The organism is Nitrincola tibetensis (assembly GCF_003284585.1).
GTDB lineage: Bacteria > Pseudomonadota > Gammaproteobacteria > Pseudomonadales > Balneatricaceae > Nitrincola > Nitrincola tibetensis.
Genome location: NZ_QKRX01000003.1, coordinates 372,463 through 390,580, shown reverse-complemented (window position 1 = coordinate 390,580; position 18,118 = coordinate 372,463). Strand labels below are relative to the sequence as shown.

General features: G+C 43.2%; 14 protein-coding genes. All 14 read right to left on the bottom strand.

Features of this window, described 5'->3' with window-relative positions; genetic code table 11:
- Position 1: 1 nt before the first annotated feature.
- The 14 genes from DN062_RS06140 to tssK all read right to left on the bottom strand — a co-directional run bounded on the left by DN062_RS06140 (position 2) and on the right by tssK (position 18,117).
- A complete protein-coding gene (locus tag DN062_RS06140; RefSeq protein WP_112158434.1) occupies positions 2–1,687 on the bottom strand; it encodes a serine/threonine protein kinase in 1,686 nt (561 codons plus the stop codon).
- 21 nt (positions 1,688–1,708) lie between these two features.
- On the bottom strand, positions 1,709–2,740 hold the full coding sequence (tssG, locus tag DN062_RS06135) for a type VI secretion system baseplate subunit TssG (RefSeq protein ID WP_112158433.1): 1,032 nt from the start codon (positions 2,738–2,740) through the stop codon (positions 1,709–1,711).
- Entirely contained in the window at positions 2,728–4,557 is a 1,830-nt protein-coding gene (tssF, locus tag DN062_RS06130; protein WP_112158432.1) for a type VI secretion system baseplate subunit TssF, read from the bottom strand. Before tssF ends, tssG begins: the two co-directional genes overlap by 13 nt.
- On the bottom strand, positions 4,554–5,003 hold the full coding sequence (gene tssE, locus DN062_RS06125) for a type VI secretion system baseplate subunit TssE (RefSeq protein ID WP_112158431.1): 450 nt from the start codon (positions 5,001–5,003) through the stop codon (positions 4,554–4,556). The genes tssF and tssE overlap by 4 nt, the downstream gene beginning before the upstream one ends.
- Before the next feature lie 32 nt (positions 5,004–5,035).
- Positions 5,036–6,361: a type VI secretion system contractile sheath large subunit gene (gene tssC / locus DN062_RS06120; RefSeq protein ID WP_205126669.1), complete on the bottom strand. Its 1,326-nt coding sequence runs from the start codon at positions 6,359–6,361 to the stop codon at positions 5,036–5,038.
- Between the two features lie 32 nt (positions 6,362–6,393).
- Positions 6,394–7,893, bottom strand: coding sequence for a type VI secretion system contractile sheath large subunit (gene tssC, locus DN062_RS06115; protein ID WP_112158429.1), 1,500 nt, complete (start codon positions 7,891–7,893; stop codon positions 6,394–6,396).
- Entirely contained in the window at positions 7,886–8,404 is a 519-nt protein-coding gene (tssB, locus tag DN062_RS06110) for a type VI secretion system contractile sheath small subunit (protein WP_112158428.1), read from the bottom strand. The genes tssC (DN062_RS06115) and tssB overlap by 8 nt, the downstream gene beginning before the upstream one ends.
- A gap of 15 nt (positions 8,405–8,419) precedes the next feature.
- On the bottom strand, positions 8,420–9,502 hold the full coding sequence (tssA, locus tag DN062_RS06105) for a type VI secretion system protein TssA (protein WP_162301255.1): 1,083 nt from the start codon (positions 9,500–9,502) through the stop codon (positions 8,420–8,422).
- 79 nt (positions 9,503–9,581) lie between these two features.
- Positions 9,582–10,571 carry a hypothetical protein gene (locus tag DN062_RS06100; RefSeq protein WP_112158426.1) on the bottom strand — a complete coding sequence of 330 codons (990 nt, stop codon included), beginning with the start codon at positions 10,569–10,571 and terminating at the stop codon, positions 9,582–9,584.
- Complete coding sequence (locus DN062_RS06095) at positions 10,564–11,358, bottom strand: PP2C family protein-serine/threonine phosphatase (RefSeq protein WP_112158425.1); 795 nt, start codon at positions 11,356–11,358, stop codon at positions 10,564–10,566. Before DN062_RS06095 ends, DN062_RS06100 begins: the two co-directional genes overlap by 8 nt.
- A complete protein-coding gene (gene tagF / locus DN062_RS06090; RefSeq protein ID WP_112158424.1) occupies positions 11,351–11,986 on the bottom strand; it encodes a type VI secretion system-associated protein TagF in 636 nt (211 codons plus the stop codon). The genes DN062_RS06095 and tagF overlap by 8 nt, the downstream gene beginning before the upstream one ends.
- Before the next feature lie 2 nt (positions 11,987–11,988).
- Complete coding sequence (tssM, locus tag DN062_RS06085; protein WP_112158423.1) at positions 11,989–15,459, bottom strand: type VI secretion system membrane subunit TssM; 3,471 nt, start codon at positions 15,457–15,459, stop codon at positions 11,989–11,991.
- Between the two features lie 16 nt (positions 15,460–15,475).
- Entirely contained in the window at positions 15,476–16,774 is a 1,299-nt protein-coding gene (gene tssL, locus DN062_RS06080; RefSeq protein WP_112158422.1) for a type VI secretion system protein TssL, long form, read from the bottom strand.
- 14 nt (positions 16,775–16,788) lie between these two features.
- Positions 16,789–18,117 (bottom strand): type VI secretion system baseplate subunit TssK, encoded by a 1,329-nt coding sequence (gene tssK / locus DN062_RS06075; RefSeq protein WP_112158421.1) that lies wholly within the window; start codon positions 18,115–18,117, stop codon positions 16,789–16,791.
- Between the last annotated feature and the right edge of the window lies 1 nt (position 18,118).

Below are 18,118 nucleotides of genomic sequence, written 5' to 3'. Positions count from 1 at the left end.
TTTAATTCCCTTTATCGAGGTTGATGATCACGGTTTTATCTACGGCTATTTCAGGAGCGGTTTCATCCTGAACAGCTTGAGAACTCTCTTTCGCCCTTGGAGACCGATTTGATGTTTCTAGATTCAGACTATTCTCAAAAAAATTCTCTAACTGCTCGGCAAGATCATTAAACTGCATATTCAGAGCACCAACTTCTTCAGAGGAATCAACAGGCAAGCGCGTGTAAAAATTTCCTGCATAGAGACTTTGTATCGCTGAACTCACAGACTGAACTTTATTGAAGAAGTTTTTATAGACCAAATACAGCACGGAGGTTACCAGTAGGCAAATTAACACAACAAAACCAATCAAATAGGTTAATGTTTTATTCGCTATATGCTTAATTTGACTGGGTTGAATCCCTACTTGTATACGCCCTAGCGTCCTTTGCGCATAGTCAATTTGAGTTGAAAACAAATACAAATCAGCGTTTGATTCACCTAATCGATAATGATATACATCATTTCTAGAGGGTGAGGTGAGCCTAACCACTCCTTCAGGAAAAGATCGCGGATTGCCGACAAGCTCTGCATCGGTAGAGGCTATAATAATACCTTTATTATCAAGTAGATGAAGGTAAACAATTTCATCTGCACTTGAAAAACGATTGATAATGGCATTCATAGAGTCCCTGTCGTCTAACAATACAGGTTCGGAAAGGTGGTCATGCATCTGCGATACGTACATATCACCATAAGCAATCAAAGTACTTTGCAAACTACTCGTTAATTGACTTAACGTAAAATAAAGCAAGACGGCACACAAAAGTCCGATAGCACTGGTAATCAGGCAAGTATGGCGCCAAGTTGTGCTCATTTTTATATTAAAAAAGGATTGGCTCTTTGTTTTAATTTCTACGCGTAACGCTTCAACTTGTTTTAGTAGTTCCGTTGCAGATCGATACCTGAATGCAGGATTTTTGTGAAGCAGCTTTCGAATTATTTTTTTAAGTGTCGGAGGAATTTGCTTAGAGCCAAGATCAACATCAGACTCTTGAATCAGTGCATCTAAATCTTTTAGCGTACTTGCTTGGAAGGGCAACTTCCCAAACACTAAATAATAAATCAAAACACCAATTGAATATAAATCACTCTGAACGGTAGGGACTTCGCCCTTTAATTGTTCTGGTGCCATATATAGAGGTGTACCCACGACAAAGGCATCCTCTATTGCATCTGACTCATTGAAATATGCTACACCAAAATCGGTAAGCTGAACATGACCCTCTTCATTAATTAATATATTACTTGGCTTTATATCACGATGGTAAATGCCTTTTGAGTGCGCATGTTCAATCGCTTTAAGTAGCTGTGATACAATATCAAGTAACTTTTCTATAGGTGGGTCTGGATTATCGATCAGCCAAGATTCTAAGTTCTGAGATGCAAAATATTGCATTAATATAAAATGTAATTGATCGATTTGACCAATATCAAAGATCGAAACAATATTGGGATGATGCAGCCGACCCGATAGTTGTATCTCGTTTAGAAATAAATCAACTCGCTGATTTTCATGAGAAAATTCAGGCTTCAAGAGTTTAATAGCCAACTCTCGCTGGAGTTTAGGGTCATACGCCAGATACACCTGTGACATGGCGCCTTCACCTAACATCCTTATAAGCTGGTATCGTCCTAATGACTCCATTTCTCAACTCATTCCCTAAAGTTAATTTGCTAACATAAAGACTACGTTAGCAGCATCCGATGCATGCGTCTTATTTTTGAGCCATGAATTATAGCCTAATCTAATTGGGTTGGTAACCCTTTTATTTGTTAAATTTAAAGGAGGAACTTCTTTCGCTTTAAGAATGGGTTGTAATGAAACATCATAACCGATACCTAAATACTGCAGACATACATTAAAGACTCTCTGATATAAAATAGCATCTGGCTGCAAAGACTCAAACACTTGATAATCAAGTGGTTCAGTTGTAATCAATACGCTTCGATTACCATCCATGATCTCTGCACCTAAAACACAGTCTTGCCCTAAGCATACTGATTTCTTTCCTAACTGGTTACGCTCAGATTTAGATAAAGAGTAATACTGGGCATAAAATTGTGTTGTTTGGACACGAACACCAATGACCTTAGTTAATATTGCATTCAAGCCAACGAGAGTTTTTCGCTGGTGTGAAAAATAGCCACAAAAAAAATTTGATATTTGATTTAGAATAGGCTCATTTTCAATGAGATGAGAATGAGCTCCTGCAAAACCAGCAATAAGGTCTTCTCCACGAAAAGACGAATTTTGAGCAAGCCGTTGCCGCCTCTCATGAATAAAGGGATATCGATTCCGATTCCAAGCCGCTAGAAGAAAACTTAGGGTACGGCTGTTAACAGCATCTAAAAACGACTTTAAGGCAGAATCTCCTTGCCTAGCTCGCTGCTGAATAAGTTCGGTATAAAAAGGAGGTAACACTCCATTCGCACCATAAAGTCCGAAAGCACTGACCAATAGATGAAGTTGTTTTGGCTGCTCTGACTCTACTTTAACTTCATGCACGCTCTGCGTTCGAAAGCACAATTCTGAAACCTGAGAAAACCGAATAAACTCATCCTCTAATGGCTGATCAGAGGGTGCAAATCCAGGGTTAGGGCCGTTTATCTCAGCATATACACATTCTGCAAGACGTATAAACTGATAAAAATCATACTCTACTGGGCGATAGCGCAAATAAAAACTTAAATCAAACATTGATCACCCGTCCTTGGCGGCCAGGAGTAGACGCACTCCTCATGCTGGTTGAAGCTGACATCTAATTGAGTAAAGGAGTTAATTTGAGTATACAGCGCCAAAAATCGGTCAAGCACTGAGCAAAAGAGAAATGCGCTCGCGCCCGGAAAATCATGAGCATCAAGCTTTACATGAAAACGATGTCCCCGGCAGAAAAAAAAGACTCCCGATGCAGATACAACACGTCTCATTTCCATATCGACAGATGCTACCGACAAACTATCAATCATTTTCCGTGTCTCAGGACTGTTCTTGAAATCATAGAGCGATAGGATTTCTTTTAACACACGCCCTGCTGTTCCTTCTTTACTTAGACTCAAATAGTTCAGGTTAAGGTGAGATATTAACTTCCAATGCTGTCCCTTTTGATGATCAAAACTCGCGGGCTTAAAAGCCAAAAGTGTTCTTGCCTTTTCAATACCAGGCTTAATTTCCGCTAACTCTAACTCTTTGAGTTTGCCAGATTTCCATAGTTGATGAGGGCAGTTTCCATTCGTAACTAAGCAGTCTAAAAACAGAAGAGTCGTATCCTTCGTTAGGATATCAAGCGGAAGATTATGCAGTGATATCGACAACTCGACTCCCTGCGATTCACTCGTTGACGTCTCTTGGTGCAAATGCCAAAAGGGACGACTTAAATCATCAATATCGAGACTCGCATCGAAGTCAAAAAAACGTTTTAGCCGTACAGGCGCGCTTTGATCACTGGAAAGGGTAGCTGTTTTTACTGAATAGATCTGCACAGCCTCCGGATCTCTTGAATCAGCCACAACTGGATAAGACGTGCGCGTATGGGTGAGACGAACATTCTCTGCCAATTGTGAATAAAGGTTGATAATTGGCGTGGCGTAGAGTTGAAAATGCGATGCCTTGACGTGAGGCGCGATTTCGTCGTAAGCACTCTTAAGATAAAAGAACAGACTAAAGCGCTTCGTCTTAAGTTGCATGTGTCGCAATGCAGAAAGATCGAGTTCAAAAAATAGAAATTTTTCAGGAAAAACAAAAAACTCCGACAATAACCGATAGCCGGGTGAAGACTGCTCTGAGTACGCCCACGCCGCTTCTTCATCTTTAAAACCCACAGCTTGTATACCTGATAAATCCAGACTGATAGGCCGAACGTCTACTTCTGACTCAGCCATCACCCATGAATGGACCTGGTTAAACAGCAACTCGTAAAGAGGATACGCAATATGCTTAGGTGCATTCAAATACACACGCACTCGTTCTAGTGGCATTGAGTCTAACGATTGAAAATCCAAACTTCCTAGGTCAAATTCGAGATGCAATAAACCAGAAATCTGTTGAAGCTGCGCAATTTGAGGAGCATCAAAAGGGGCCGATTGCAAAGAGGCCCGACAGAGTCTGAGTGGCAACACATCGACGTCATAGAGTGTGGTAAAACGACAGCTTTTCATTTCAGAAGCACTGCTATCTAACGCACTACCTCGTGGAATGCTCACTGGCGCTGACGTCTCGAGGTCGGGATCGAAGCAAACAACCGAATGGCTAGGTATTGGTTTTAAATAATGCGGATAAATCAGATCAAATACTGATTGAGTGAGCTCAGGATAATCATCTTCAAGCTTGGCTCGTATACGAGCATTCAGCAGTGCCGTCGCTTGAATCAGGCGCTCAACATGTGGATCACGCCCCCCTTGATCCGTCATTTGCAATCGATGCGCGATTTTTGGGTATTTTTGAGAGAAGGTCTGCCCAACACGTTCAAGGTAATGCAATTCTTTTTGATAGTAATCAATAAGTTCTTTTTTCATCATGATCGACTAAGCCTAAACCTTTTCACTACAGGAACGAACGCCGCATTAAACATGATCAGCTCGGCCCCATCGCTGAGAAGAAGCATCGCATCAATTTGAAAAGCTATTTGTGCCTGGCTAAAAGCCGACTCTTTGATGGCCACTTTCACACCCGTTAAGCGTGGCTCGTTCGTAGCAAGCGTTTTAATCAGTACTTGACGCAGGTGCTCTAAGCTCTCTTTTGAAGCGATGTTAATCGTTGAAAAATCAACGACACCAAAGCTGAGCAATTGATCAAATGCAACGGACTCGTAAAACTCTATGTTCATTTTCGAGTTCAACAATCGATCAACATCCGACAAAACGGAATCTATGTATGCTTGAGCTTGCTGCCTCGGGGACAGAGCCTGTTCGACTAACTGGTCAGAATCATCATCAAAAAAGCTGGTTAAAAACGTCTGCGACATGAACGTCCTCTGTTGCTGGATGTGATAACGCGTTAAATAGGTTTCGAAATATCAGTTGAGAAAAACACTTCTGTCTCAACACATTCCAGTTGGTAATGCGGTGATAGTTTCACAGCACATTTAAACACTCCCGCCTGTCCAGCAAGCTCAAACACCTTAACATCCACTTCACGCAACGGATATTTAGCCAATAAATGCTCAGAAGCATCGCTCGTTGACATGGTATAATTGAGCAGCCATCCTTTAAGAAAAGACTGACATTCTTCAGCTGAAGTAAAACTGCCCACCTTGTTTCGCATCAAAATTTTCAGGTAGTGCGAGAAGCGTGAAACACAAAGAACGTACTGAAGCTGAGCGGCATACTTGGCACTCTCATTCGACACTCTAGCCTCTAAGGTGGGTGGACTGTGGAGACTAGGAGCCGAGTACACAATTGATTGATCGCTGTTTGTTGTCGACGTTAAGCTGATAAAACCTATGTCTGCCAGCATTAATGACAACTCATCGTAAATCAGCGTTTCTGTTTGTAAACAGGGGTAATCATCAACCAAACTTTTTAATCCGCTGACATGTGGATGCAACGCAGCCTTGTGAAACCTCATTCCACAGATTTCAGCCAACCAACCTGTCGATTCAAAGCATTTGGCTAGAATTTTCCCGATCGGATAAACCGCACTCATCCAAGTGATATCATCTGTCTGACGAGATGCAAGCGTTTCATTCAGCATAAAGCCATTTTTGGACTGCCAATGAATAGGCGTATCAATCATCATCCTTGGTAAGGCCATTGCGATAAATCGAGCATCGGGATGCGCTCTAAATTCATTCCACTTAACAAACTTATGCTGTTGATAGGTGTTGTAAGCGTTAATTCGCACTGATAGATTTTTGAAAGAGTCGAGGTCTAACAATTCAGGGTTAGCACCAAGGATAAAGGGACAAAAGGCTGCAGCGGCTATTTGAGATAAGGAGTGCAAATACCCAATGTAGGTATTAAGAGCCGCTTGAGTTGGAAGATGAAGTTGATGGTCACAGAGCATAACACCAAACGGCGTTCCACCTGCACTGCCAAACTCTTGACTGTAAATCTTGTCAAAGATATGACTTTGATCGAATTCCATTGAGCACTCAAAGTCTTTCAGTAACTCCTTGTAAGATATGTCTAACATTCTAACAACCACAGACGTAGTTGCAGTTTCATCTAACAAATAGGCGAGTCCATACCACCCAGACTTCAACGCTTTAAAGTCCGGGTGCGATAAGATTTCATGGAGTAACTGGTTTATCTGATCATCAATCGCAGCAATGAAAGTACTTAACTCCATCTGCTTCGATGTTAAAAAAGCAACCTGACTCATCCCTGTACACTCCATGTTTTCATCCCCTTAAATCAGTCTTGTCCTAGCTGAGGAATCTTAGCGACCATACGCATAGAGACCGTCAATTCCTCTAACTGTAACCACGGACGCAACCAAGCCACAACATTATAGGCACCAGGCTGCCCAGGTACCTCCGTCACTTGGACTCGCGCCTCTTTTAATGGATAACGGGCTTTCATCTCCGGTCCTGAGTTGGGGTTATCATTTACATACTGAATAAGCCAGCGATTCAACCAAGCTTCAACATCATCGGCATCCATAAAACTACCAATTTTATCGCGAGCCATGACTTTCAAATAATGGGTAAAACGTGACGTGGCCATTAAATAAGGCAAGCGCGCTGAAATAGCGGCATTTGCAGAGGCCTCTGGACGGTCAAATTTCTGTGGTTTTTGGGCCGATTGCCCCCCGAAAAATACAGCAAAATCTGTGTTTTTATAATGACACAGCGGCAAAAAGCCAAGCTTAGACAACTCAGACTCTCGACGATCTGTAATGCCAACCTCTGTCGGACACTTTAGATCTAAATCACCATCATCACTGGTGAAAATATGCGCGGGTAAATTTTCAACTTTTCCGCCGCCTTCCGCTCCGCGAATCGATGTACACCAGCCGGTCGTTGCAAATGAGTGAGTTAAGCGAGCACCCATAACATAAGCCGCATTCATCCAGCAGTAATCATCATGGGCCAGTGCGCCCGCCTTACCTTCAGGGGTAGTGACTCCTTCTTCATAATTAAACTCTTCAACGATACGTGTGTCAGAACCGTAAGGAAGCCGAGCCAATGTACGTGGCAAGGTTAGATTAATGAAACGTGCATCTTCAGACTCACGAAAGCTACGCCATTTGCTGTATTCTTTTGAATCGAATACTTTTTCAAGATCTCTTGGGCGTGACAACTCATGCCAGCTTTCAAGACCAAATAAACTATTGTCTGCAGCCGAAATAAACGGGCAGAAAGCGGCGGCGGCCACATTCGACATTTTTGACAAGAGTTCGATGTCTTCAGGATGATTGGTAAATTCGAAATCACCTATCAATGCCCCATAGGGTTCACCACCTGGCGTTCCAAATTCATTTTCGTAGACTTTTTTGAACGTGTCACTTTGATCAAATTCAACAGCTCGATCTAAGTCTTTATACACTTCACGTTTAGTTACATTAAGAACACGAATTTTAAGGTTGGTACTCGTCTCTGAGTTGTTCACCAGATAGTTTAAACCACGCCAGCTGCCTTCTAGTTTCTTGAAGGATTCATCATGAATAATTTCGGACAGTTGCGATGAAATTCGGCTATCAATAAGTGCTATTGCTTGGTTAATGGTTTTCGCAATATTGCGATCCCAAACAACCGTTCCTTCTTGAACTTCTTCCAATAGGTTGCGAATCAAATCTTTCGTATCATCTGCACTGGTCTGCTTAGTCGCAGAAATCACACGGTCCAGTATATCGCCTTGGTCATCTAACCAACCTTGTTGCGTTGATACTGCTTGTGAATTAGTACTACTCATCATTACCTTCCTTGTTTTCTTCATTTAAACGTGACGCGAGACGCCCAGCTTCATCAGTGCTCTGCAAGACGCTTTCTAAAATAGACTCTAGCTCTTCCGAACGATCCGACTTAGTTAACAAATCACGCAGTTTATTTCGAGTATCCAGTAGTTTTTTTAAAGGCTCGACTTGCTCAACCAAACTGCCCGGTTCGAAATCCTGCATAGAGGTAAATTTCAGATCAACAGACATCAGGCTATCATCATCTGCTAAGGTATTTTTCACCTTTAAATTCAGCCCTGGTTCCATTTTTTTCATCACATCATTCATGTTGTAACGATCAACCTGAACAAATTTGCGTTCTGACAAAGGTTTTTTAGGCTGAGACGTATTTCCAACAAAATCCCCCATCACCCCAACAACAAAAGGCAGTTCCTTTTCAACCATCTTGCCCTCTGTTTCAACATCGTATTTGATGTGAACCCTAGGCTTGCGCACTTTTTCAAGTTTATTGTGAATACTATCGCTCATATTACTATTCCCTTATTAGTTGATGTCTTCAACGCCAGTGATTTTTTTAAAGTTCAAACGTGCATTTTCATCTGTGATAAGCTCGCTGATCAGTTCAGGTAAGCTCAAATCCCCCCATCGATTGATACGCTCTAAGTTATAAGCAATCGGCGAATGAGGTTCTGTCTCTTTAAAAAAGACAATCAGTTTTCGAATGAGAATAAAGGCATCCTGTCTATTTCGAATACTGACATGGTTTGCCTTAATCGCCGCTAGAGGGCTCGCTATCTCTAGATTTTCCTGTCTAGACTCAATTAGATCATTCGGTAATTCGAGGGATTCTAAGGGGTCAGATAAAGCGGCAAGATGCGAAGCCCGATCGAATGCTTGCTGTAATATGCCCTTAATTTGCGACGAAGGTGGAGACTCATGACCACAGTGTTCATACAAAAACTGTTCAATTCGAGTAAATGTTTCCACACATTGCTCTATAAAAGACAGGGCCCCTTGCCGACGCTCATAACTAAGCTCTGCAACCTGAGCTTGCACAGACTCATAATCCAACATTCCCTTCTGTTTAAGTGCTTCCTTTTTTTGAGGGTCTTTGGTTTCCGATACTTCGAAGGCTTTCACACAATCCAGCAATGAAATAGCTGGGCTTCCCATAAACAAATGCGCCATTCGCAAGGGCATGATCAAAGCCCCTTCTGAAGACAAACCGTTTAAACCCGTTAAGGGAAATAAAGTTGATTCAAACCCATCTTCATCTTTAGGAAATATATTCGGCCAATGCAGCGTGAGTAACGCTTCTAATTGATTAAGGCTTTCAGAAAGGCCCTTAAAGCCATCAAGCCGTAAGGCCGACTCAATTACCCATGCCATCACCTCTAAATCTTTACTGACGTTTTCTAAAAGAAAAACTGAGCGTTCGAATAAGGGCTGCCATGCCGGATAGCCTGCATAAATATCTTCAACACTCAGGGCTTGACGTTCTTTATTTCGCAATAGATTTCTTAAATCTTTTAACGCATAAACCTCTTCACGCCAATGGCCTGAACGTAGATCCTCGCCTTGTGGGAACTCATCTGAAATAGGTTTATGCAATCCTGTTATGTCCATATCCAACTCCATTCAATAACCCTAATTTTAAAAAATAGGATTTGTATCCTTTCACCTTTCTTAACCCCTAAAAACACTCTTATGGGTTAATTAAACGTTCACTCAACTTTAACGCCCGTTCCAGATAATGCTGAGCACGTTGATGGCTGGGCTCTAGGCGCAAGACTTGCTTGAACCGCAAAATCGCTTGCTCAACCTCCTGATCGTGAAAATGACTGACTCCCTCTCGATAAGGCTGGTCAATCAACTCCTCTCGTAACTGTTCATATAAGCGCGTATTGCGCTCAGCTTCACTCTGCGCGCGTAATCGCTGGTAGGCTAAAGATGATCGGCCCTGTTGATACAACTGCTCTGGGGTGAGAGGTGGTACAATAATATCAACACGATCACTCGTAGAGGTCACATCCGGTACAACTGCAACAGGCTCTGGAGTCGCAACGGGCAGGCTTACTGGCTGAGATCGAACCTCTTCACACCTTGCCCTCACCACTCTGGATACTTGACGAGCTGACCTAACACTTTGCAAATGCTCACCAATGACCGGAAGCGATGACAGCTCAGGTGCAAGGACAAGGCTAATCTGAGGGTAGTTTTCATTAAAGGCCTGGTTGTAACGTTGCAGCAATACCGCGTAGTGCTCAGTACCATAAATACGTTTTGATAGTTCGAGAAAGCTTTCCTGTCCATTAACAAGATGGGTCTTGACTTCGATTTGCTCGTGATTGCCTTGGCTCAATAAACCAAATAAGCTTTGAGACTCAACCTGCGCTGCAACCACTCGACTGTTTTCATTAAACGGGTCTGCGAACAACGCCATACCTAAGTATTCTAAAGCTGATTCAGGTTCTTCATTGAAATAAAGCGAATAAAACTGACTCAGGTTAGCGCGTCCACCCGCTCCGGCATTTTCGCTTAACAAGCGCACACCTACTTGATGAAACCCCTTATAGAATTCCATCAAATCCTCGTCCGTAATGGTGACCTCATCGACTCTTTCTGGCTCCTTTTCAGGAATCGTATTGCAGCCCACCAATACACAAATACAACTTAGCAACCAGACGTTACGCATCACGATCTCCAACTATCACTGCACTCAGGTTATCAGAGGTCTCACGTACTACTCCTGTGTGAATTAATGTTTTCAATGCAGAGGAATAGTCATCGGCGTAATACAACAATTTACCTAGTTCCATTTGATCCATAACGTTGTAAAGTCCATCCGTACAAAGTAAGAAAACATCATTTCGTTTAACATCTAAGGGTTGGATATCGATCTCTATCTGCTCGCTCACCCCCACTGCACGTGTCAATATATGACTAGCAGGATGCGTTGTTGTACTGTACTCGCTCATTTCATCAAGCAAATGCTGGGATCTCAGCGCCTCATACTGCGTGTGATCAATCGTGATTTGCTCAAAATACACATCCCGCATGCGATACAGACGACTGTCTCCCGCCCATAGCGCATACCCTTTATCCTTGGATAACAGCAAAAGAACAAATGTTGACCCCATAATCTGTTTGGACTCAAACATCTCGTTGGCAAGCGAGTAAATGATTTGATTCGTTGTTTTTAAAATATCGATTACTTTACTGAGTAAATCTTCGATATTGTCTATCTGAGCAGCGCGCAAATCTTCTAAGGATTGAGTAATCAAGCTACTTGCGACTCCCCCTTCAGAATGACCTCCCATACCGTCAGCAACACACCACAAGCCCAAGGCATCGTCGGCGTATATCCGATCTTCGTTACATGCTCTTACTGGACCTGCCAGACTTTCTCCGACGCTAATCCATCTAGACTCATAGGTTTTTGTCTCGGATACCTGATTAGAGAAAAATGGTTTATCAGTCATGAGTTGCCGGCTCCTGGCCTAAAAGGGATTGATAAAAATCAGCCGAGGGTAGACCAGCGCACATCACCTCTAGGCTCGGCTGATCCAAAGCCCACCAGTAAGATTGAACAACGCCATGCAAAGGAATGACGTCATTTGACTGAGCAGAGGTTGGCAAGTGAGTTAGTGGTTTCTCATGCCATGGAGTAAGGGAATGATTTGATAATAAAGCGACTATGGATTGATAAAGCGTCTCTATGGATTGCTGCTGATGCAGTGCAGTTACCTGCTCATCAACAAGGCTATTGAGAAGATCTTGCATCCCCATGGGATTAAAATAAGATAAGGATTCTTCATTCCTTAGCAGAACACCGCTCAATAATGGAAAATAACGGCCCACCGCATCAACACTGGAAATCATAACCCCGATATACACCATCGGTTCTGGTTGTTTAAACACTATAGCATAGCCGCAAGGGCTGGCATTTAAATACGCACTCAACCACTGTTCATAGCCCATAGTGGCTTGTACCTCAGACAGAAGAGACCCTAGCCAGTCATATAAAGTGGCCTCAACAGATTCAGGCAAGTTGAGTAACACATAATCTCGATGAGCAGGCAACTTGCCATAGATACCAATAGATTTCATGATCAATGACACCTGATGGATTTAAATAAATTTGCATCAAACGGGTTGTAGACGCTTCCCGCAATCAACTCGAAAGACAAGGGAGTGCCCTTGCGAGTTCTGAACTCAAGCAAGTAACGCTCACTGTCCAATGACGTGATCTGTCCTTTATCAAACAACCTGAACAATGACCATTCGCCTCGCTCTGTCAACGATTCAGAGTTTTCGGCTGTTTCAATGACCAAGCGCGCAAATGACTGGGTGCTCAGATTTGCAGAAGGCCAAGTAAATCGACGTCCTAATTTCGGCCCGTGCGAATAGCTCAACTCTTCGTTATCAACAACTAAAGTGACCTTTAAAATGCTAGGGTCGACATCTCTGGGCACCAACTCAAAGCTCAGAGACGGCGTTTGCCCACCAGGGCCAAAAAACATGTTTTGAATTCGATGACTTAATTCGATTTGCCTAAGTAAGGTATTCACCCCCACGGACTCGAAGCCCGTTATCTTCTGCCAACGCCATGGCGTGCGTGAGCGGTCAACATAAGGCGATAAAAACTCTTGAAAATAACGATCGACAATTCCCCCTGCTGCAAAATAGGTGGTTAAGTCTCTTAGGGTCATTTCGCGAGACGCGTGTGTTGAGAAGGGATACCTATCTTCAATCATATCGCGACACGCAGGTACAACATTGCTAGACCATTGATTTTGGATATAACTACGCGCTTGCGCTCCAGTTTGTGCTTTTGCAGAGTTGATCAATTGCGCAACCCACCCTGAGATAGGCTCAGGCAGACGGGACATCTCATTTTCCAATCGCGTCACCACATCGCTCATCCCTTGATGTTGACTGGCTTGCATCCATGCTGCGCGTTCTAAGTTGATGCTGCCTTGCAGTCCCTTCAAAAAAACACTCAATTCATTTAGCTGGACGTAAAGTTGCGACAAGCGCTCAAATTGGCCCGCGTCATTGGGGTTGGCTAACTGATGGAGATGAAGTAAAACAGGCATCGTCTCCAAAGATAATACGTTGAAATAGTCTTGATTCAGCAATGCCAACTCGTCAAGTGAATTAAGATCGAGCCCTTGTTCTATCAGTATCTCCGGTGATACAAAGAGTGCCGAAAACTCAGTATTGCTTCGAACCATGCTAAGTAACTGAGTGAGCGGAGACCCTGCTTGAGTCAAGGTTTCAATCGTTCGAATTTTTGCTTGTGAATCCGCTGTATCCGTTAACTCAATGGATTGCAGAGCGTGTAACCACGCTTCTTGATACTGCTGCAGATACTGCCTAAACACATCCGTTTTATAACGTTCCTCCAACATTGAGTCATAACCTAGCACCTGCGCATCTTTTGAAATGATTCGAGCGAGATGGTCAGTTTGTTCAGCAAAAAAAAGCTGAGCAGCCTGACGTGTAAAATGGCTCTCTATTAACGTATCTTGGATACTTTTTCCCTGAACGGAAAAAATCAACACCCCCTGACTGCCGACCAAATCCAACAAATGATAAGGCCGTAGCTGCAATCGTTTCGCTTCGTGTTGTACCTGATCCAGCAAGCGATTCGCCGCAGGCTGCTGCAGGACTCTACGTTGGGCATGTTCTAATAACTCCTGATTCAACGAGGGCGCGTAGTGATTGGGCAAGATATCAAGCAGGTGAAAAATATGCTGGCCTAAACCGTCTCCCGGCATTTGACCTTCTTTAGACACAACACGCTGTAGGTAACGCCGAATAAAATCATCATCCCTTTCAACACTCCCCTCTAAGATTTGATACATCGTTAAATCATCGTAGGTAGTCTCCTGCGCATGAAGCAGTCGATTTTCAATAAAGAAAATAAATCTTGGTAGTAATACATTCAGTAAAGAGCGCTCATACAATGCAACGGCCTCACTCTGCATTTTCCCCGTCTGGTTTAATCCAGCCCCTTTAAGCCAACTTTCCTTTTCATTTAACTTTGCATAACCAAAAGGCAAATCACGGGCTTTATGCAGCACGGGCAGTATCCGTTCTAAACTATGGTCACTTTCCGCTAGGCTTTGGCTCAACAGCTCAATTTCAACAATGGCGACTTCAAACTGATGCAGATATTCCGTATTTTTTAAATAACTTTGATACCACAAAACCGACATACCAATAGTTGCCAATAACATGGATACACAGATCGTAACGTAGAGTGTTGATCGTATTTTTTCAAAGCGAGTGTTCTGCTCCGCAAGACCCCCTTCTTTAAACACAACCTCTTGAAGCAAATGCTTTATAAAAAAACTTTTTCCTGGGCGATTTTCCGATGATCGCGCTCGCCCTAAATGGGCAGAGAGCCCACTAATGACTTTATCCAACACACTGCCGTTTTGATTACCACTGGTAAAATAAGCCCCTCTTAACATAATCGGCTGTTCAAACCGAGTGGCTGTAAAACTGCTATCAATCAATAGTGCTATTCGATCCTGCAGGGATGCCATCATTCGTGGGAATATATAAGCCGCATCTCGTTTAGACTGATCGGACTCCTGCTTAAGTACATCCAATACTTTGACCTGCAAACGCTCGACTAAGAGTCGATGTTCAATCAAATAACGACTGACGGGATCAACATCCTGCTCCGATAACTTGAACGTAGTTCCAAAAACTTGCTCTCGGCCTTCATTGTCTAAGGTGGCAAAATACTCATCAAAACCCGGTAATACATCGAGTTTGGTGAGGACTAAGTAAACGGGGAACTTAATTTTCAGTGTATCGTACAGTTCATACACCCTACGCTTAATCATCTTCGCGTCAGCAATAAGATCCGCTTCGTCCTTACTCACCAAATCATCAACACTGTAAGCGACGATAATGCCATTGATTGGTTTACGTTTTCTGTACTTAACAAGAAGCGACAAAAAGGTATTCCAGTCTTTTTTGTCTCGGTCAACCTGGTTATCTTGGGTCGTAAAACGACCCGCCGTGTCAATCAGAATCGCTTGATCTGTAAACCACCAATCACAACTTTTCGTTCCAGCAACGCCACGAACTGCAGCGCCAAAGCGATCCATCAAAGGAAAGTGTAATCCTGAATTAATCAGTGCCGTTGTTTTACCCACCCCTGGGGGGCCAATTAACATATACCATGGCAAGTTATATAAATAATGCCCCTTACTAGAAGGACTTTTTAGTTTTTTTAATAGGTTAATGGCCTCTTCAAACTTGGTTTTAAACTCAGCAGGATCGGTAGACTCACTTTCTGGCTGAGATGGGTCTTCTACGACAGCCTTTTCTAATTTCTGATTACGATTGCGATCAGCAAGCCACCCCCGCAACTTGTAAGCAAAGCTCATCACAAATAACGATACAATCATGCTCGCTCGTGTCAGCATTGATTGAAAAGGCTCGGCGCCCCCCATCGTTAATGCAGGCAAAACAAACCAAATCATTAAGCTTAGCAACCCCAGTGCGACTAAACTTAATAAGCTCCCGACACTGAGAAAGCTGCCAAAAAACATCTTCATTCAGATTTCCCTTTCATTATCGCCAATCCGTTTCTGGTAAAAGTACAAGTTCAACTCGTCGATTTTGTGCCCGCCCTTCAGGCGTCGCATTATTTGCTAGCGGTTGCGTATCCGCTCTAGCCTCGATCTGATAACGTCCATATTCTTTACCCGCTTGTTCAAGCAAGCGCTTTACCTGCTCCGCTCTTGCTTGAGATAGGTGCCAGTTGGATGGAAATCTGATGGTGTTAATAGGAATACTATCCGTATGACCCTCGACCAAAATCCGTCCCTGCTCACTCATCAACTCTCTCCCCATATAGGAAATCAGAGCTGCATATTCAGGCTCTAACTCAGCACTCCCTGAACGGAAAAGCAAATCTGAGTTAATAACAATGCGAATCTGTTGCGAACGATCAGACAAACGAATTTGATTTTTCTCAATTTCTGGGGCAAACAAACGGCTGACTCGAATAAATACAGACTCATTCACTTGCGGAAGTTGCACTTTAAACTGACTGTGCTGTTCGGTAAGCACCCTAGATGCACTGCGTAACGCAATACTTGATTGATCATTAATATGAATCAACAAGTAAAAATACACCATACAAGCCATTGCAACTAAAAATACGGCCGCAACCCAAAGAGGTAAATAACTACGCAAAGTTTTAGCAAGTGTATCTTCCCCTTTCCAATGTGGGGACAGGGCTTTAGGTGTCGTTCCTCGAATTTGAGTCAGTGTGTGGTAGAGACTCTTTTTTAACTCATACAGTTGGCTTAGTCGATCAGGCTCTACGGCATACTTCCCTTCAAACCCAAGGGACATACAAATGTATATCAACTCCAATAAATCTATATTTTTGTGTGGGTTCTTATTTAAATTACCAAGAATGACAAATACATTTTCGCCCCCCCAGGTTTCTCCATGATAATGACTTAGCAGGCAATGTCGGCTCCATTGAGCTTCTTCACCTAAGGGTGTGTTCATGACAAGCTCATCAACAGTTGCACATAAAATATAACGAGCAATTTCAACTTCCTTTGAATCCAAATTGGCCTCATAGGCTGATTTTTCAAAGGACTCCACCATTGCGATCAACTTCATTCTTAGGAGATCCGCACTTAGCTCTGTTGTCTGGGTTCGGATGGATGGCAACAGAGATAAGATCTCAAATGCGCTGTTCTCCAACACATTTAAACCACTCGATAGTTGTGAAACCTCCTCAACTGAGATGATTGAAGACGAGACTTCCATTTGAACCTCTGGACTCGTGTCAAATCGTCCACGCCCTCCTGGGGTGGGAATCATAACTGTTCTATCTTTGATAAATGCCATTGATCATCCCTGAGTTAATATTTAATCGCCCACAAATCCATTTCAAGATTTGGAAACTGCTCGCCAATATGAAGTGCGATTGACCGATTAGCGCTAATGCTATCCCAGTGCTTACCCTGAGCTTGTAATTCGAAATAAACAGCTCCCCCATAGTAGGGAATTTGCCGCGGTGCAACCGGCATAGGTTCAATTTTTATGCCGGGCAAATGACGATTAACAAGCTGCGTAATGTACTCCACTGGGCCGATTTTCAAATGTGTCGGCAGCTTGTTTCTCAAGTCTTCTTTCGGCATATCTGAGGTAACAACCAATATATACGCACGGTCAAACAGCTCATTACTCGGGATCTGGCCAACACGAACCCCATAACTCTTCACTTCGAGTTCGATACGATACGCATTTTGCTCCAACAGAGTGCTAAGCGATCGATTCAGTTCTCGTATCAACTCCACAAAACAGACCTTTAGTTGCTTATGATCATAAGCTCTAAGCTCTTTTGGCAGCCGAGTATCTGATGTAAACGTCGCTAGCTCCGCAGCAAGGCTAAGGCCTTGCTCGTATACAACCAAGGGATGAATGTGTTCTAGTTGACCATAATGATCAAACAAGACCTTATATCGATTTGAGATCTGTAACAGCATAAGATCAGAAATATCCGCGGCACCTTCAGTGCCCGCATTTAGGATTCGCTGAGCGTACAACTGACTTCGCAGTGACAAGAGTCCTGCGATCTCTCGTACATAGGAACTTAAAGTCGAGTTTCCACGAGTATGGAGCGTTGGTGGTACAAACTCGCTCTCTAATTCAATGCTATTCCCTGATACGGATCTGACTTGAGCAATCGTAAGCGTTGTCATGTGTTGGTGTACCGACCGCCCAGGTAATAACCTCAACTTTTTATGGGCTATATCAATATCGGCCACCTGACCACGTCCAGCAACAGAGTCCGCAATGTTATGGGTTTCGATACGATACCGTGCATGGCTGACATCTTGCTGCGACCGATCCATATCCACTGCGCCATTCTTCCATAAGGGTAAGCAGAGGTTTATCAAATCACCTTCTTTTAATTCACTGATATCCAGCGCATCGGGGAGCGGATCAGTGCCTGGCATTTCAAAGGGTGTTCCGTCTTCAAAAATACCAGAACACTCGCTAATCATGACCTTACCAATCTTCAACGCTCCTTGATCGAGAATAAGGTGCATAACTCCCCACGCAAAGCCACCAAGCGACGTTGTTTTCAAGTTTACAAACTTTTCAAAATAACGGTCTTGCTGCTGAAAATGCTGTGGACGCATAAACATCCCTTCGGTCCATGCAACCTTTTTATACCAATTCATT

Bases quoted from the DNA above. Each gene is read 5' to 3' on its own strand.
- tssA (WP_162301255.1), bottom strand. From the start codon at position 9,502: ATGGACATAACAGGATTGCATAAACCTATTTCAGATGAGTTCCCACAA.
- tssB (WP_112158428.1), bottom strand. From the start codon at position 8,404: ATGAGCGATAGTATTCACAATAAACTTGAAAAAGTGCGCAAGCCTAGG.
- tssG (WP_112158433.1), bottom strand. From the start codon at position 2,740: ATGTTTGATTTAAGTTTTTATTTGCGCTATCGCCCAGTAGAGTATGAT.
- tssF (WP_112158432.1), bottom strand. From the start codon at position 4,557: ATGATGAAAAAAGAACTTATTGATTACTATCAAAAAGAATTGCATTAC.
- DN062_RS06140 (WP_112158434.1), bottom strand. From the start codon at position 1,687: ATGGAGTCATTAGGACGATACCAGCTTATAAGGATGTTAGGTGAAGGC.
- DN062_RS06095 (WP_112158425.1), bottom strand. From the start codon at position 11,358: ATGACTGATAAACCATTTTTCTCTAATCAGGTATCCGAGACAAAAACC.
- tssC (WP_112158429.1), bottom strand. From the start codon at position 7,893: ATGAGTAGTACTAATTCACAAGCAGTATCAACGCAACAAGGTTGGTTA.
- tssK (WP_112158421.1), bottom strand. From the start codon at position 18,117: ATGAATTGGTATAAAAAGGTTGCATGGACCGAAGGGATGTTTATGCGT.
- tssL (WP_112158422.1), bottom strand. From the start codon at position 16,774: ATGGCATTTATCAAAGATAGAACAGTTATGATTCCCACCCCAGGAGGG.
- tssC (WP_205126669.1), bottom strand. From the start codon at position 6,361: ATGAGTCAGGTTGCTTTTTTAACATCGAAGCAGATGGAGTTAAGTACT.
- tssM (WP_112158423.1), bottom strand. From the start codon at position 15,459: ATGAAGATGTTTTTTGGCAGCTTTCTCAGTGTCGGGAGCTTATTAAGT.
- tssE (WP_112158431.1), bottom strand. From the start codon at position 5,003: ATGTCGCAGACGTTTTTAACCAGCTTTTTTGATGATGATTCTGACCAG.
- tagF (WP_112158424.1), bottom strand. From the start codon at position 11,986: ATGAAATCTATTGGTATCTATGGCAAGTTGCCTGCTCATCGAGATTAT.
- DN062_RS06100 (WP_112158426.1), bottom strand. From the start codon at position 10,571: ATGCGTAACGTCTGGTTGCTAAGTTGTATTTGTGTATTGGTGGGCTGC.